The following is a 16082-nucleotide window of genomic DNA, read 5'->3' as shown; positions in this document are numbered from 1 at the left end:
GCAAGTGTAAATATATGCAATGCCTAAACCAAACTACTGAAAGTGAGATGATTGTAATGCAACAAACATTCAGAATTACAGACGAAGATGGTATCCACGCACGTCCGGCAACAGCCCTGGTTAATACAGCAAACAAATTCAAAGGTGCAGAATCCTTTGCAGAAGCTAACGGTAAAAAAGTAACGTTGAAATCCATTCTGGGTGTTCTTTCCCTCGGATTGGAACAAGGCGACACCATCAGCATCATCGTTGAAGGTGAAGGCGAAGCGGAAGCTCTTCAAGCTTTGACTGACGTTATGGTTAACGAAGGGTTGGGCGAAATTAATGCTTAATGTCTCCGGGATCGCGGCTTCGGCGGGTATTGCTATCGCCAAGGCGTTTATCTTGGAGCATCCTGATTACTCTGTAGAAAAACGCCAAATCAACGACGTTGACGCAGAGATCGCAAAACTCGACTCAGCTCTGGGCAAGTCCCAGGCTGAGCTTGAGGCGATCAAAGAGCGTACTTTACAAGAGCTTGGCGAGAAAAAAGCTGAGATTTTTGCTTCGCATTTGCTCATTCTGAATGACCCGGAACTGATTGATCCGGTAAAAGCAAAAATTACTGATGAAATGATCAATGCAGAATTTGCTTTGAACGAAACGGCTTCTCAATTCATCTCCATGTTCGAGAACATGAAGAGTGCATACCTGCAGGAACGTGCAGCAGACATGCGTGACGTTACCAAACGAGTGCTAAATCACTTGCTTGGTATCGACTTCATGAGTCCGGCTGAGATCAATGAAGAAGTGATCGTGCTTGCGGAGGATCTGACGCCTTCCGACACGGCTCAACTGAACCGTCAATTTGTTAAAGGTTTTGCAACCAACATTGGTGGTCGTACTTCTCACTCGGCGATTATGGCTCGCTCTCTTGAAATTCCGGCTGTCGTTGGAACCAAGGACATTTTGGCTCAAGCGAAACAAGGCGATATGATTATTGTTGACGGTCTGGATGGTCACGTACTGGTTAACCCTACTGATGAAGTTATTGCTGAATACCGTGCCAAACAGGAACAGTATGATGCACAACGTGCAGAGTGGAGAAAACTGCGTGATGAGCCAACGGTAACGGTGGACAACGTTCATGTTGAACTTGCAGCCAACATTGGTACACCGAATGATGTAACGGGTGTTCTGGAGAACGGCGGCGAGGCTGTAGGCTTGTACCGTACCGAGTTCCTGTACATGGGCAGAGACAAGCTTCCTTCCGAGGACATTCAGTATAATGCTTACAAAGCCGTACTGGAAAAAATGGAAGGCAAACCTGTCGTTGTTCGTACACTCGACATCGGTGGAGACAAAGAGCTTCCATACCTGGATCTGCCAAAGGAAATGAATCCATTCCTCGGCTTCCGTGCAGTTCGTCTGTGTCTGGACCGTCTGGATATCTTCCGTACACAATTGCGTGCATTGCTGCGTGCAAGCGTACATGGAAACTTGCGTGTCATGTTCCCAATGATCGCAACACTCGGTGAATTCCGTGAAGCAAAAGCTGTCTTGCTCGAAGAGAAAGAAAAGCTGGTTGCTGAAGGTATTGCTGTTTCGGACAGCATTCAACTCGGAATCATGGTCGAAATTCCTTCGACTGCAGTTCTGGCGGATCAGTTTGCCAAAGAAGTGGATTTCTTCAGTATCGGAACGAACGATCTGATTCAATACACAATGGCTGCAGACCGTATGAATGAACGTGTAGCGTATCTGTACCAGCCTTACAACCCGGCCATTTTGCGTTTGGTTAAAATGGTTATCGATGCAGCGCATCGTGAAGGCAAATGGGTTGGCATGTGCGGTGAGATGGCAGGAGACGAAACAGCAATTCCATTGCTGCTTGGCCTTGGATTGGATGAGTTCAGCATGAGCGCAACATCCATTCTGCCAGCTCGTAGCCAGATCACCAAGCTGTCCCGTGCGGATATGCAGGAACTGGCTGCTAAAGCTCTGGATATGCAAACGGCTGAACAAGTCATTGAATTGGTTCAAAGCATTCAAGTGTAATTTTGCCGGGGTATCCTCCGGATTTGAGGTTTTTCTTTTTCCGATAATGAGCTGCGTTCATGCAGCGATTTTGCCGGTATCCGTGAATCATGTGGATATCGGCTTTTTTTTGTGCGAATGTATAGGCAATAAAGGGGAGTACGGGGAGAAAGGTCCTGTAGGTCTAGCCAAAAAAATGCTCTTGCTGGTGTAGTTAACACCAGCAAAAGCATGGATTAGAAATTCAATTAGTGTTAACTGCACGCGCAGTTCAGTACAGGTTTGCGGGCCGCGGTTGTCTCATCGAGACGGGTAACCGGTGTTCCGTAAGGTGCGTTGAGTACCAATTCTGGTGTCTCTTCCGCTTCTTTGGCAATCCGTATCATCGTATCAATAAACCCATCCAGTGTTTCTTTGCTTTCGGTTTCCGTTGGCTCGATCATGATGCATTCCTCCACGTTGAGCGGGAAGTACACCGTAGGCGGGTGATATCCAAAATCAAGTAATCGTTTGGCAACGTCAAGTGTGCGCACACCGTACTGCTTCAGCCCTCGACCAGACATAACGAATTCATGTTTGCATACGCCCGGATACGGAATCTCGAAGTAAGGTGCGAGACGGGCCATCATATAGTTAGCATTGAGTACCGCACACTCAGATACACGGCGCAAGCCTTCTGGTCCATAGGTGCGAATGTAGGCATAGGCACGTACCAAAATACCGAAGTTGCCGTAGTAGGCTTTCACTCGACCAATGGATTGATCGCCTTCACGATCGAATACATACATACCAGCATCATTTTTGATCACCATCGGTTTAGGCAGGAACGGAATCAAACGGCTTTTCACGCCGACGGGTCCGGCACCTGGTCCACCGCCGCCATGAGGCGTACTCATTGTTTTGTGCAAGTTCAGATGCACCACGTCAAAGCCCATATCACCCGGACGTGCAATGCCCATAATGGCATTGGAGTTCGCGCCATCGTAATATAATAAGCCACCAGCCTGATGTACGATGGATGCAATCTCCTGAATGTCTTTCTCGAACAAACCAAGTGTATTCGGGTTCGTCAGCATCAATGCTGCCGTATCGGAACCAACGGCTGAACGGAGTGCGTCCAGATCGACCAGTCCGTCTGCGCGGGATGGAATCGTCACAGTTTCAAATCCTGCAACGGTAGCACTCGCCGGGTTGGTTCCGTGAGAGGAATCAGGCACGATGACTTTGGTGCGTTGTTCGCCACGACCTTCGTGGTAGGCACGAATCATCATGAGTCCAGTCCATTCTCCATGGGCACCAGCGGCTGGTTGCAGAGTCACAGCGTCCATACCTGTCAGACCTGCAAGGTCGTTTTGCAGCGTATATAACAGTTCAAGTGCACCTTGAATGCTGGATTCATGCTGGTACGGATGGATTTTGGCGAAACCGTTATAACGGGCTACATCCTCATTAATCTTTGGGTTGTATTTCATTGTACAAGAGCCCAGTGGATAAAAGCCGTTATCTACGCCGAAGTTGCGACGGGACAGCGCAGTATAGTGCCTGATAACATCTACCTCGAACACTTCCGGCAGTGCCGCAGCTTCCGAACGCAGCATTTCCCGGGGAATCAACGTATCGGCAGCCTGACGAGGAACGTCACATTCTGGCAGGGAATAAGCGACACGCCCAGGGCTGCTGAGTTCAAAAATCAATGATTGTTCCGGAGCAGGAGATAGGGTCTGTGCACTGAATGTTGTATACGTCTCAGGTTGAACCGAAGTGGAGACAGAGGTACCTGTTTCCGATTGTCCTTGTACCGATGTTGTCGTTGTCGTCGTTGTCGTCGTTGTTTCCTGAGTCACAGCGATTCCTCCAATGCTCGTGCGAATTCGTCAATCTCTTCCTTACTGCGTCGTTCGGTAACAGCAATCAGCATATGTCCGGCAAGCTCCGGATAATCACGTCCGAGTTCGTAGCCACCAATAAATCCCGCATCCAGCAGTTTTAACTGAAGGGCATCCACATCTGTTCCATCAGGAAGCTTAATCACAAACTCATTAAATGTTGGTGCATCAAAAGTAAGGCTAACTCCAGGAATGGCAGTTAATGTATTCAGGGTGTAATGACTCTTTTGCAGATTCAGATCGGCTACGTCGATCATTCCTTGTTTCCCCATGATGGACATATATACAGATGCGCTGAGCGCAAGCAAAGCCTGGTTGGAGCAGATATTGGATGTCGCCTTTTCGCGGCGGATATGCTGTTCACGTGCTTGCAATGTCAGTACAAAACCGCGCTTGCCGTTGCGGTCGGTTGTCTGGCCTACAATTCGGCCAGGAATTCGGCGCATATGAGGCTGGGATACGGCGAAATATCCGCATGTCGGGCCGCCGAGTGAAGCGGCGATCCCAAGGGGCTGCGCATCACCAACAACGATGTCGGCACCCAGCTTGCCTGGGGCTTCCAGCAGACCCAGCGATAGCGGGTTAGCACTTACAACGAGCAGGCCCTTGTGTGCATGCACGAGGTCGGCAGCCTGCTTCACATTTTCCACAGCACCAAAGAAGTTCGGACTCTGGATCATGACAGCAGCGGTATCGTCCGATATGGCGGCTTGCAGGGCATCCCAGTCAGTGAGGCCATCCTTATAACCAATCTCGATAATCTCCAGACGGAGTCCGTGCGCATATGCCTGCAATACCTGACGGGCTTCCGGATGAACGGTACGGGATACGATGAGTTGTTTGCGACGAGTTGCCGCTGCGGCCAGATTACCGGCTTCTGCAAAGGCAGTTGCGCCATCATACATACTGGCATTGGCTACGGCCATGCCTGTTAATTCACAGATGTAGGACTGGAATTCGAAAATGGCCTGCAGTTCACCTTGGCTGATCTCCGGCTGATAAGGTGTGTAGGCAGTGTAGAACTCGGAACGGGAAATGACATGATTAATGACGGAAGGAACATGATGATCGTATATACCTGCGCCGAGGAAGCTGGCGTGTGTTTCAAAATTGGCGTTGGCGCCAGCTTGTTTCGACATGTGACGTGTCAGCGCATATTCATCGAGTTTGGAGGAAACGGGCAGTTCACCCTGATAACGAATCTCCTGCGGAATGTCCTGGAACAGATCCTCCAGCGTATCTACACCGATGGTTGCGAGCATGGCGCTCTGATCTTGCTCAGTCATGGGAATGTAACGGTGCTTGCTCATGCTTGATCAGCTCCTTGAGTAGGTGTCTTTGACGTACGTGTCCGTTTATGGAAAGGGGTCTTCACGACCTCGGCTTTCAGTTTCTTGCCCCGGATTTCAATCTCAAGCTGGGTACCCAGCGCAGCGTATTTGCTGTCGATGAGGGCAAGCCCCAGATTACGCTTCAAAGTAGGTGATTGTGTGCCTGTTGTCACTTCACCGATCTGTACACCTTCGGCATAAATGGGATAGTGGGGGCGGGGAATACCGCGCTCCAGCACTTCGATGCCGACCAATTTGCGGGCGGGCCCGTCAGTTTTTTGCTGTAACAAGGCTTCGTGTCCGATAAAAGGTCCGGCATTCAGCTTCACAAACATACCTACGCCAGCTTCGAGTGGAGAGATAGTTGCCGACAATTCCTGTCCATACAGAGGGAGCTTTGCTTCAAAGCGCAGTGTATCCCGAGCACCGAGGCCTGTGGGTACAAGTCCGTGACCTTCACCGGCTTGCATTAACCCATTCCAGACCACAGCGGCCTGATCTGCAGGAACATATAGCTCAAAGCCATCTTCACCGGTATAACCGGTACGGGACAACAGTAATTTTACTCCACAGACTTCAGCATCCTGCACAAAACGAAACGGTTCAATCGAGCTTACATCCGCATCTGTAACTTTCCCGATAATGTCTACAGCCAGTGGACCTTGCAAGGCGAGCAGCGCTGTCTGCTCCGAATCGTTGGTCATGCTTACGCCAGGGATCAAGTGCTCTTGCAGCCATGCCCAATCCTTGTCGATATTCGAGGCGTTAACAACAAGCATATAATGCTGATCTTCCAGCTTATACACGAGCAGATCATCCACCACACCGCCATCTGGATAACACATCAGGGTATACTGGGCTTGACCGGGAACCAGCGTGGTCACATCATTTGTCGTCATTTGTTGCAAAAAAACTTCAGCCTGTTCACCCTGTACTGTGAATTCGCCCATATGGGATACATCGAACAGTCCGGCACGCTCACGCACCGCTTCATGTTCTTTCTGGATTCCGCTAAATTGTACCGGGAGCTCCCAGCCTCCAAAATCAATGCACCGTACGCCTTCATATTGCTGATATAGTGGGAAGAGTGGTGTTCTAAGCAAATCGGACATCAAATCACCTCGTCATGGGCCGTCAGCCGGCCGGATATACAATCGTGGATCAATGAACCAGGGTATTTTTAAATTTCCAGCTAGATAATTTCATCACATAATTATGGTAAGGCAGCTATGGCAGCGTCGTTCTACATCCTGTTTTTCGTTTTTTGGGAAAAAGGAAAAGGACAGGCCAAAGAATCGGCATGCCAAGTAGCACGCTGTATTCTAAGGCTCTGTCCCTTGTACCTGAGAGTTACCCCGCGGCATTGTGCAGCAGGTTTCCCCTTGGGTGATCATAACGCCCGTACAGGGCGAATAGATGCTCTCCAGAGTTGCGTCCCGTAAAAGTCCTTTTGCCTGAGAGATTCACCCCCGCTTATCGGTGGTTTACTCCTTCGGCGTTACCTCATGTACATCCCGAATCGGGTGTCATGGGTAATCTCTCCCTTTACATTCATCCGCGGGTATAACATAGTCCAATAAACACATTTACTCCTCTCATTAAAACGTGAATCCACTGCCGATGTCAAGAACGATATCATAGAAAATGATTAAAAACCGAATGTTTAATATAATTTTAATCTTATTGTTCGTGTATTTAAAAAGATTACGCTTACTATTCTAATATTCACCAGTATATGTAGAAAGAGTGTATTCAGGTTACGGGTTTGGCACAGGATGATCAAAAAAATTGTGAGGTATCTTGACATTTGAATCAAAAATATCATACGCTATGTTCTGGGAAAAAGGTTAAGGTCAAAGAACGCATGCACTCATTTAATGAAAAGCGAGGCGGATATCGATGAGCGAATTGAAAAGTGATTTCCTGTACAGTGAAGAGCACGAATGGGTGCAAACCGTAGGGGAGGATACTGTACGTATTGGCATTACCGAGTTCGCGCAGCATCAGCTGGGTGACATTGTGTTTGTGGAATTGCCTGACCTTGAAACCAATGTAAAAGCAGAAGACAGCATTGGAACGATCGAATCGGTCAAAACAGTTTCGGACTTGTTCTCTCCCGTCACAGGTTCAATTATTGCAGTCAATGATTCGTTGCAGGACTCCCCTGAACTTGTGAACAGCTCTCCTTACGAGGAAGGTTGGATGATTGAGATTCGTGTTGAGGGAGATCTGACGGCAGCATTGTCTACATTGATGAATGCAGACGCGTATCGGAAACATACGGAAGAATAGTATCAACGAACTTGTACTTATTAACATATATTTTATAATTAAATGATATGAGCTTCATATTGTTTCGACCTGTGTGAGCCGGATGCTTACACAGGTTTTTTTGTGCTTTCCAAGAATAGTTTTGAATGTGGATTGAAGCAGATTGTGGATGTAAATCACCTGATTGGACCAAGCTATAGGTTAGAAAATGATTCTGGAAATGATAAAAGTCATAGGCAAGAAAATCCTTGTGTACCAAGGGGTTCAGCCATTATGCATCGATTAAAACGATTACATAACCTAATGTTGTCATCATTGTTCATGACGAAAGTACGCTTTCATTTCATTGAACAGGAGACCATTCTCGCTTAGGATTACAGCAGGGGAGAAATGATACCCCTTTCATAAATCATAATCACTTGATCCAAGGAGGATAATACAATGAGTAATTTGGACCAATCGTCCAATTCCAAAGGTGGGCTACGGGTAGGTGTGCAGCGTTTTGGCCGATTCCTGAGTGGTATGGTCATGCCGAATATGGGAGCGTTCATCGCCTGGGGATTAATTACGGCCATGTTTATTCCAACAGGCTGGTTCCCTAACGAAACACTAGCACAGCTAGTTGATCCGATGATCAAATATTTGCTGCCACTGTTAATTGGTTACACCGGGGGTACAATGGTGCATGGTCAGCGTGGTGGTGTCGTAGGTGCCATTATGACCATCGGGGTCATCGTGGGTAGTGATATTCCGATGTTCCTCGGTGCCATGATTGCCGGACCACTGGCAGCATGGATCATCAAAAAGTTCGATAAATCCATTGAAGGCAAAATTAGAGCCGGATTTGAAATGCTGGTTAACAACTTCTCAGCTGGTATTATTGGCGGGATCTTGGGAATTATTGCGCTACTGGGCATCGGGCCTGCTGTAGAAGCGATTAGCAAAGTATTGTCTGCCGGGGTACAAGGCTTAATGAATCTGGGCTTGTTACCGCTGGTCAACCTAATCATTGAACCAGGTAAAGTATTGTTCCTGAACAATGCAATCAACCACGGGATTCTGACACCGATTGCAACGGATCAAGCAAGAGAATTAGGGCAATCCGTATTATACATGCTTGAATCGAACCCGGGTCCGGGACTTGGTATCTTGCTTGCTTACTGCTTCTTCGGACGCGGAATGGCCAAATCTTCTGCACCAGGTGCCGTTATCATTCATTTCTTCGGGGGAATTCATGAGATCTACTTCCCTTACATTCTGATGAGACCAATTCTGATTCTTGCCGCAATTGCGGGTGGCGTCGCAGGTACATTAACATTCATGCTCACCGGAGCCGGACTTGTTTCGGCACCATCACCGGGTAGTATTATCGCGTATTTCCTCTTAACACCAAAAGGTGGATACCTGCCGATGCTCGCAGGGGTACTTGTGGCAGCCGTCGTTTCTTTCCTGATTGCAGCTGTGTTGCTGAAAACGGGTAAACAAAAGGACGAAGATCTGGAGTCCGCATCCAGTCGGATGAAAGACATGAAGAGTCAAGGAACCGTGCCAAACGCTGGCATTACGGCTAATCATCGTGAAGCAGACAGAGCCGCAGATATGACTTCTTCTACAGTGAAAACAGATGTGAAAAAGATTGTTTTCTCCTGTGATGCAGGCATGGGGTCAAGTGCCATGGGCGCTTCCATTCTACGCAAGAAGATGAAGGCAGAGGGGATTGACGTTACGGTGACCAATACGGCCATCAGTGATATCCCGCCGGATGCAGATGTGGTCATTACACAACAAATATTAACCGATCGTGCTCGCTCCGTTGCGCCGAACGCAGAACATATATCCATCGACAACTTCCTAAAAAGCCCGGAATACGATGCGCTCGTTGAACGTCTAAAGTAATTGCACGCATTCGTTTTCCCTGAGCCGGAGGCTGAGATATGAGTATTACCAAAAGACAACGTGAAATCGTGGAGTTTCTGCTGGAGCATCCACATGAAGTCACTGCCGGCGAAATCGCCCTTGAAGTAAAGGTCAGTACCCGAACGGTTCACCGGGAGCTGCAAATGATTGAACAATGGCTTGAACCTTTGGGCATGAGGCTGGAAAAAAAATCAGGAACCGGTATCCGAATCGATGCCAGTTCCGATGATCTGGCTGTATTGCGCCAGCAGCTAGAGGGGAAAGAATATGTAGAGTTTACGCCAGAAGAGCGTAAGCTCTTCATGCTTTGCATCCTTCTGGATGAACCGGAGCCTGTAAAGTTGCTCGCACTGGCTTCGGATCTGAAAGTGACCGTATCCACCGTAACCACTGATCTGGATGATCTGGAGTCACGAATTCGTCAGGCGGGACTAAAGCTTGTTCGCAGACGTGGATATGGCGTCAAGATTAACGGAAGTGAGACGATTTATCGCACAGCCATAGCTGCACTTACTCTCGAATTTCTGGATGAGTCGGACCTGTTCGGAAGACAGCCTGAACAAGGGGGCTCCATCGTAAATCAAAAATTGCTGGATATGATTGGACACGGTGATGTACTTACGGTCGAAAATGCGTTATGGCAACCAGATATCGAATGGCTGGAGAACATCCCTGAACGCCAATACATGAAGCTGCTGATTCAATTATCCGTAGCGGTTGTACGTATTCGTAAAGGCTTTGGCATTGGCCGTAGTTCTCCGCGAGAGAACACGGAAGATGCTGCTGCAGAGCAGGATGAGATGAAGGTTCCACCTTATATGGCTTCCCGCTTATGCGGTGTGTTATCCACTCAACTGGGGCTGACATTCTCCCAAGAGGAGCAAACTTATTTTCACAGACTATTAGTTGAGACAGAGCAGCGGATTCACTCTTCGCGGCTGTTGCCAATCGACGACTTGATTTTACTGGACAGGGTACATTCACTGATTGATCAGATGCAGGCAAGAACGCATTACACCTTTCATGAGGATCGTTTGCTTCGTGAAGGTCTGCTTGGTCATATGCAACCTGTAATGGAGCGAATTGAAGGGCAACAGATCATTCGTAATCCGCTACTGCAGCAGATTCGCAAGGATTATGACTCCCTCTTCGAAGAGGTCAAACAATCTGTGCGGCAAGCTTGGCCAGGCACAGACGTTCCGGATGAGGAAATCGGTTTCCTGGTGATGCACTTTGGGGCTTCCATCGAGAGGTTACGTACATTGAAACGGGAGATCAGGGCGATCATCGTGTGTACAAGCGGAATTGGATCATCACGCATGCTATCCAGCCGATTGTCCAAAGAGATTCCCGAGATTCGAATCATGGATAGCGTGTCCTGGTATGAAGCTGCCCGGATACCTACAGATCAATATGATCTGGTGTTATCCACTGTTGATCTGCCGATGGATGAGCATCAGTATTACAAAGTGAGTCCACTGCTTACGGCAGAAGAGAGCGAACGTCTGCGTCATTTTATTAGGACAACAACGTTACAACGACAGCATCACAAGCCGCTTGAGACAGAGGTTCAGACCTCAAGTCGTTACTTGGACCCTGACGGAATGGAAGCTATTTTAGTTGAAATCGTCCGAATTATTGGCAAGTTTCAGGTGTATCCGCTGGATAACCAAGATATCGGATTCTATAAAACGGTGTATGCGATGTGCAACGTACTCCATGGATCTGGTGTGTTGAAGGAACCGGAGGAGGTCGCGAAACGGTTGGAGGCACGTGAGGCAGTGGGGAGTCAGAAGATTCCCGGCACAAGACTTGCACTGTTTCATACACGCAGTGAGGGGATATACAGGCCGTCTATCAGTCTGTTTCAGCTCACGGAGCCACTCCTTCGTACGCCGGATGATCCGGCAGGAGTTACCCATGTTCTTTTGATGCTGGGCCCTCGAGAATTATCCAAGGAAAGCCTGGAGGTTCTCAGTGAGATTAGCGCACTGTTATTGCAGGAAGAAATGATTACATTGCTGGAAAAGGGAAACAGGGATGAACTCATTCATTACCTGTCCCAGGAACTGGTTGGATTTTATCGCAGTAAAACCGAAATTGGAGGTCAACCATTATGAGTATGTTAACAACAGATAAAGTCATCATGAATGCGACGGCTCAGGACAAATACGAAGCGATTCGTATGGCAGGACAGATTCTGAAGGATGCGGGACATATTACCGCTGATTACATTGAGAAGATGATTGAACGTGAAGAGATTGTCTCGACCTACGTAGGGAACGGCCTGGCTATTCCGCATGGTACGAAGGAATCCAAAGCTTTCATTTTATCCACAGGCATCTCTGTCATTCAGTATCCACAGGGTGTTGATTTTGGGGAAGAAAAAGCCTATATGGTGATTGGTATCGCGGCTCAAGGCGGGGAACATATGGAGATCCTGACTAGCATCGCGGTGATCTGTGCTGAGGATGAAAATATGGAGGCCCTGCGTCTGGCGAAAACAGCCGAAGAAGTTATCGCTATTCTGGAAAGTGAAATGGAGCTATGAAGGCCCTCCACTTTGGCGCAGGTAACATTGGACGCGGGTTTATCGGATTGATCCTCTCCCGGGCAGGGTATGAGGTGATTTTTTCCGACGTGAATCAGACCTTGGTAACGGCTCTCCAGCAACGGGGGCAGTATACGGTGGAGCTGGCTAACGAGAGCCAGGATCAGGAGACCGTGACAGGTGTAAATGCTATCGATGGAACCCAGCTGGAGACGGTTGCCCAAACCGTTGTGGAAGCTGATCTGATTACAACCGCGGTGGGCGTAGGCGTGCTAAAACATATTGCACCAGGTATTGCGAAGGGACTTGAGAAAAGACTGAATTCCGGTCCTGCTCAAAACCCTCTTCACATAATTGCTTGCGAGAACGCAATTGGAGCCAGTACGCAATTGAAAGAGCATGTATATGCTCTGCTTGATGAAAAGTTACGTTCACTTGCTGATCAGTATGTCTATTTTCCAGACTCGGCCGTAGACCGGATTGTGCCTATTCAGCATCATGAAGACCCGTTGCATGTACAGGTGGAGCCTTTTTACGAGTGGGTGGTGGATCGTTCCCAGATGGCTCCTGCATTCAAACCGGTTGAGGGCATTGTATATGTCGATGATCTGGAGCCGTATATCGAACGGAAGCTGTTCACGGTTAATACAGGACACTGCGTTGCAGCATATATCGGTAATGTGCACGGGTATGACACGATTCAGAAGGCTATTGCCGACGAGAAGGTGAAATCGATTGTCTACGGTGCTTTGCAGGAAACTGGAAAAGTTCTGGTGAAGCGCTTTGGATTTAATCCTGACGAGCATGAGCAGTATATTGTCAAAATATTGGGACGGTTCGTCAACCCGTATCTTACCGATGAGGTTACTCGTGTTGGTCGTTCCCCGCTGCGCAAGTTGTCTCCGAATGATCGTCTGGTTCGCCCGGCCCTTCAGGCATATGCGGATGGAACTGATACGATTTATCTGGCTATGGGTATGGCAGCTGCCTGCAAGTTTGATGTCTCCGATGATCCGGAAGCAGTTGAACTGCAGAACATGATCCGCGAGAAGGGAATTACAGCAACCCTCCACCATTATACGTCCATGGATGAGCATCATCCGGTGCTTGAACAGGCTGTTGCCCAGTATAACCAAATGTAAGAGCAATGGCTGTAAGTTAATAGTATAGATGATGCATAGTAGAAGAAGAGCCATACAGTTTGTTAACTGTGTGGCTCTTCTTTTGGTTGACGTTTATCAGCATAGTCGTCCAAACAGCGTTGACATATGCACGATTTTCGGCGCTGCTCTGCCGGAATGCGGTCAAATACACCTTCGGGGAAAGTAGCCCGGTTACACCAGCATTCCGAATGAGGATGTCCTGCGGCATACGAACAGCGATTAGCTTCCCCGCATAACGGGCAGACAAGAACATCTATATGGATGTGCTCTTGATCGTCTTGTTCTGCAGACATACAGTTCTTCCCTCCCTGTGGAATAGCTACGAGCTGAAGTTGAACATACTGGTCCCAGTATAACAGAAATACGCCGGTGATTATGGATTTCACTGTGTATATATGACTTCCATTTCACCACATCTGTTTCTCCCATCGGCTATTCTTCAGGCGGTAATTCGATCTGTAGGCCTTCCACATGTTTGCGTCCCATCAATTTACGTTTCTTACGATTTTCCTTTGTTTCTAGCACAATGTCCAAGTCATAATCGTCACCCGGATAAAGCTCATTGGCAGATATATGCAGGGTCAGGCGTTTCTTATGGATTTTGACTTTGCGTCCTCGCAGCATGACCCCGATATTTCCCCGGCTATCCTCCACATCACAGACGATGCCCGACTGATTAAGATAGGCTGCGTACACCCGATCCCCTTTGCGAAAAGTTTTGGCAGGAGCAGGGGAATCCGACTCTCTGGTTGTTGTCTTTTTGTGGAGACCGACTGAATCCTTTGACTGCTTACACTTATTCCGCATGGATAACTCTGCTGGGCTCACTGATTCTGTAACGGAACGATCAGACTTTAGGACCGGAGTTTCCAAAGGAGGAGACGTGAACACGAATGTACGATCTTTCGAGTTACTTTGATCCGATAGGGACTTGGAACGCTCAATAATTCGCTGTGGCATGCCCAGCTTTAATGCGATGGAATAAGCATAGCTCTCACCAGCTTCCCCGATACGCAATCGATAAAGTGGCTGGAGAGAAACGGTGTCAAATTCCATACGGGCATTTTCGAATCCTGGCGTGGCAGCAGCAAAATGTTTGATCTCACCAAAATGCGTTGTCGCCACAACGGTTGCTCCGCGGCTGTGCAGTTCCTCCAGCATAGCGATGGAAAGTCCGACGCCTTCACCGGGATCTGTGCCGGAAGCCATCTCATCAATGAGCACCAAAGTTGACGTATTGGCCTGTTCCAGTATGCCAATCATATTGCGAATATGTGCTGAGAATGTACTGAGTGCTTGTTCCATACTCTGTCCGTCACCAATATCAACAGCTACTTCGTTATAAACAGCCATCTCGCCACCTTCCTCCACCGGAATAAGCAGACCGGATTGCATCATCAGGGTTAACAAACCAAGTGTTTTGAGTGCGACCGTTTTACCCCCTGTATTCGGGCCCGTTATAATGAGCGACGAGTACGTTCTGCCGATTGCAAAATCAAGGGGAACCATGGAAGAACCCATGAACGGATGACGTGCACGTTGAAGGTTAATGTGGCCCTGCGTATTGACTCGAACGGTACGTCCGTCCATGGTGGCCGCATATTTGGCTTTGGCAAACAGAAAATCCAGCACACCTACCGTTTCGGTGTTCAGTGCGATTTCACGATTATACGATTCGGCCAGGGAGGTTAAATCACCGAGAATTCTCATCTCCTCTCGGGACTCCTCCGCTTGTAGAGCGGCCAATTCCATCTGTAAACTTACTAATTCAACAGGTTCGATATATACGGTTTGCCCGCTCCCGGATTCATCCAGTACACTGCCTTTCACCTGTTTACGGAACCCTTTCTTAATGGGCAGAACCGTTCTTCCTCCGCGTTGACTGACGACATGCTCCTGCATAATGGAACGATGTTTACTCACCAGAGAATCGAGCTTTCGTTTCATACGTTCCTCATTGACCGTCATTTTTTTGCGAATTCGAATCAGTTCCTTGCTCGCCTGATCCTGAATTCGTCCACTATGGATACAGCGCTCGATCTCATTCAGCAAAGGTTCGATCAGAATCATGGATGCTGCATAACGACTGACGGTGGGAGCAACCCCGGACTTGCCCTCCATGTATTTCATGAGTTGTGCACAGCTCCGCAGGAACTGAGCGAGATGACTGAAGTCACGTTCACTGAATAGATAACCGGTGCCAAGCAGATCCATAATGGTTTCCATTCCGTCGAGTGACGGGAGGGGGATACTGGCCCCGAAGCGAATCAACGCAGCCGCTTCTGCTGTTTCTTCCAGGCGAATCTGAATAAGGTGAGCATCTGCCATCGGTTTTAGTTCTCTCGCATAACGTTTGCCCAGATAAGACAGGGCGCAGTCTGCAACATTTTTTTGAATTTGTGGATAGCCCAAACTGTTTAACGTGTTTTCATTCATGCGTAATCTCTCCTTGAATTGGAATTGGGATTTCAGTTGATGCGCTGAAACATATTCCTGGAAAACGCAAAAAGGGCGGAGAATGAACAAACGTCATTCTCCGCCCTAAACGTATGGGAAAGCATAGTCCACTACAGGTCTATATTAAAAAATCCGCGCTGAACTCAGCGCGGAAATAGACCCGGACAATGACAATCCCAGAGGCGATTTATGATATCCGCTGTTCTTAACTAAGTACAGGGATCTGGCGCATCATGAAATACACGTATGCCATATGGGCACAAGCGCAATGAAAGGCCAAACTCCTGAATATGAAACTTGGTTAGTTAAGAACATTCACCGACATTAAAAATCTCTCCTTTGATTGAGGAATATGCAATCAATATAAACTGGAAATTGGTTTGAAGTCAACCTTTAGAATAAATGAGTGGACTTGAATAAGAATGGGTTTTAAAATAACAATAGTAAAATAATCCAATGAAAGCGATTTATTTTAATAAACATACGTATA

General features: G+C 47.9%; 12 protein-coding genes and 2 riboswitches. Of the genes, 7 read left to right on the top strand and 5 right to left on the bottom strand.

What is annotated here, in order from left to right; genetic code table 11:
• Window positions 1–56: 56 nt before the first annotated feature.
• Together J7E78_RS00845 and ptsP are read left to right on the top strand one after the other, a co-directional pair.
• The gene (locus tag J7E78_RS00845) at window positions 57–332 is read left to right on the top strand and encodes an HPr family phosphocarrier protein (RefSeq protein WP_036617010.1); all 276 of its coding nucleotides are present in this window, start codon (window positions 57–59) and stop codon (window positions 330–332) included.
• Complete coding sequence (gene ptsP, locus J7E78_RS00840) at window positions 325–2037, top strand: phosphoenolpyruvate--protein phosphotransferase (protein WP_215074501.1); 1713 nt, start codon at window positions 325–327, stop codon at window positions 2035–2037. Before J7E78_RS00845 ends, ptsP begins: the two co-directional genes overlap by 8 nt.
• Before the next feature lie 233 nt (window positions 2038–2270).
• Here the strand turns inward: ptsP and gcvPB are convergent, their stop codons facing one another.
• From gcvPB to gcvT, 3 genes are all read right to left on the bottom strand, one after another.
• Window positions 2271–3710 (bottom strand): aminomethyl-transferring glycine dehydrogenase subunit GcvPB, encoded by a 1440-nt coding sequence (gene gcvPB / locus J7E78_RS00835; protein WP_215074560.1) that lies wholly within the window; start codon window positions 3708–3710, stop codon window positions 2271–2273.
• A gap of 146 nt (window positions 3711–3856) precedes the next feature.
• On the bottom strand, window positions 3857–5212 hold the full coding sequence (gcvPA, locus tag J7E78_RS00830) for an aminomethyl-transferring glycine dehydrogenase subunit GcvPA (protein WP_215074500.1): 1356 nt from the start codon (window positions 5210–5212) through the stop codon (window positions 3857–3859).
• A complete protein-coding gene (gene gcvT / locus J7E78_RS00825) occupies window positions 5209–6345 on the bottom strand; it encodes a glycine cleavage system aminomethyltransferase GcvT (protein ID WP_215074499.1) in 1137 nt (378 codons plus the stop codon). Before gcvT ends, gcvPA begins: the two co-directional genes overlap by 4 nt.
• 216 nt (window positions 6346–6561) lie before the next feature.
• Window positions 6562–6662: riboswitch (glycine riboswitch) on the bottom strand.
• A 3-nt stretch (window positions 6663–6665) separates the two neighbouring features.
• Window positions 6666–6788: riboswitch (glycine riboswitch) on the bottom strand.
• 344 nt (window positions 6789–7132) lie between these two features.
• Here gcvT and gcvH point away from each other — a divergent pair.
• The 5 genes from gcvH to J7E78_RS00800 all read left to right on the top strand — a co-directional run bounded on the left by gcvH (window position 7133) and on the right by J7E78_RS00800 (window position 13114).
• Window positions 7133–7525 carry a glycine cleavage system protein GcvH gene (gene gcvH, locus J7E78_RS00820; RefSeq protein ID WP_047844042.1) on the top strand — a complete coding sequence of 131 codons (393 nt, stop codon included), beginning with the start codon at window positions 7133–7135 and terminating at the stop codon, window positions 7523–7525.
• 420 nt (window positions 7526–7945) lie between these two features.
• Window positions 7946–9400 (top strand): PTS mannitol transporter subunit IICB, encoded by a 1455-nt coding sequence (locus tag J7E78_RS00815; protein WP_215074498.1) that lies wholly within the window; start codon window positions 7946–7948, stop codon window positions 9398–9400.
• 38 nt (window positions 9401–9438) lie between these two features.
• Complete coding sequence (locus tag J7E78_RS00810; RefSeq protein WP_215074497.1) at window positions 9439–11541, top strand: BglG family transcription antiterminator; 2103 nt, start codon at window positions 9439–9441, stop codon at window positions 11539–11541.
• A complete protein-coding gene (locus J7E78_RS00805) occupies window positions 11538–11972 on the top strand; it encodes a PTS sugar transporter subunit IIA (protein WP_017686856.1) in 435 nt (144 codons plus the stop codon). Before J7E78_RS00810 ends, J7E78_RS00805 begins: the two co-directional genes overlap by 4 nt.
• Window positions 11969–13114 carry a mannitol-1-phosphate 5-dehydrogenase gene (locus tag J7E78_RS00800; protein WP_215074496.1) on the top strand — a complete coding sequence of 382 codons (1146 nt, stop codon included), beginning with the start codon at window positions 11969–11971 and terminating at the stop codon, window positions 13112–13114. Before J7E78_RS00805 ends, J7E78_RS00800 begins: the two co-directional genes overlap by 4 nt.
• A gap of 62 nt (window positions 13115–13176) precedes the next feature.
• Here the strand turns inward: J7E78_RS00800 and J7E78_RS00795 are convergent, their stop codons facing one another.
• Both J7E78_RS00795 and J7E78_RS00790 read right to left on the bottom strand, forming a co-directional pair.
• Window positions 13177–13428: a cysteine-rich CWC family protein gene (locus J7E78_RS00795; RefSeq protein WP_215074495.1), complete on the bottom strand. Its 252-nt coding sequence runs from the start codon at window positions 13426–13428 to the stop codon at window positions 13177–13179.
• Window positions 13429–13567: 139 nt separating this feature from the next.
• Window positions 13568–15571, bottom strand: coding sequence for an endonuclease MutS2 (locus tag J7E78_RS00790; RefSeq protein WP_215074494.1), 2004 nt, complete (start codon window positions 15569–15571; stop codon window positions 13568–13570).
• Window positions 15572–16082: the final 511 nt, after the last annotated feature.

Source organism: Paenibacillus polymyxa (assembly GCF_018614975.1).
GTDB lineage: Bacteria > Bacillota > Bacilli > Paenibacillales > Paenibacillaceae > Paenibacillus > Paenibacillus polymyxa_E.
This window is presented reverse-complemented; position numbering and strand designations above follow the sequence as displayed.

Bases quoted from the DNA above. Each gene is read 5' to 3' on its own strand.
- J7E78_RS00845 (WP_036617010.1), top strand. From the start codon at position 57: ATGCAACAAACATTCAGAATTACAGACGAAGATGGTATCCACGCACGT.
- ptsP (WP_215074501.1), top strand. From the start codon at position 325: ATGCTTAATGTCTCCGGGATCGCGGCTTCGGCGGGTATTGCTATCGCC.
- gcvPA (WP_215074500.1), bottom strand. From the start codon at position 5,212: ATGAGCAAGCACCGTTACATTCCCATGACTGAGCAAGATCAGAGCGCC.
- gcvT (WP_215074499.1), bottom strand. From the start codon at position 6,345: ATGTCCGATTTGCTTAGAACACCACTCTTCCCACTATATCAGCAATAT.
- gcvH (WP_047844042.1), top strand. From the start codon at position 7,133: ATGAGCGAATTGAAAAGTGATTTCCTGTACAGTGAAGAGCACGAATGG.
- J7E78_RS00815 (WP_215074498.1), top strand. From the start codon at position 7,946: ATGAGTAATTTGGACCAATCGTCCAATTCCAAAGGTGGGCTACGGGTA.
- J7E78_RS00810 (WP_215074497.1), top strand. From the start codon at position 9,439: ATGAGTATTACCAAAAGACAACGTGAAATCGTGGAGTTTCTGCTGGAG.
- J7E78_RS00805 (WP_017686856.1), top strand. From the start codon at position 11,538: ATGAGTATGTTAACAACAGATAAAGTCATCATGAATGCGACGGCTCAG.
- J7E78_RS00800 (WP_215074496.1), top strand. From the start codon at position 11,969: ATGAAGGCCCTCCACTTTGGCGCAGGTAACATTGGACGCGGGTTTATC.
- J7E78_RS00795 (WP_215074495.1), bottom strand. From the start codon at position 13,428: ATGTCTGCAGAACAAGACGATCAAGAGCACATCCATATAGATGTTCTT.
- J7E78_RS00790 (WP_215074494.1), bottom strand. From the start codon at position 15,571: ATGAATGAAAACACGTTAAACAGTTTGGGCTATCCACAAATTCAAAAA.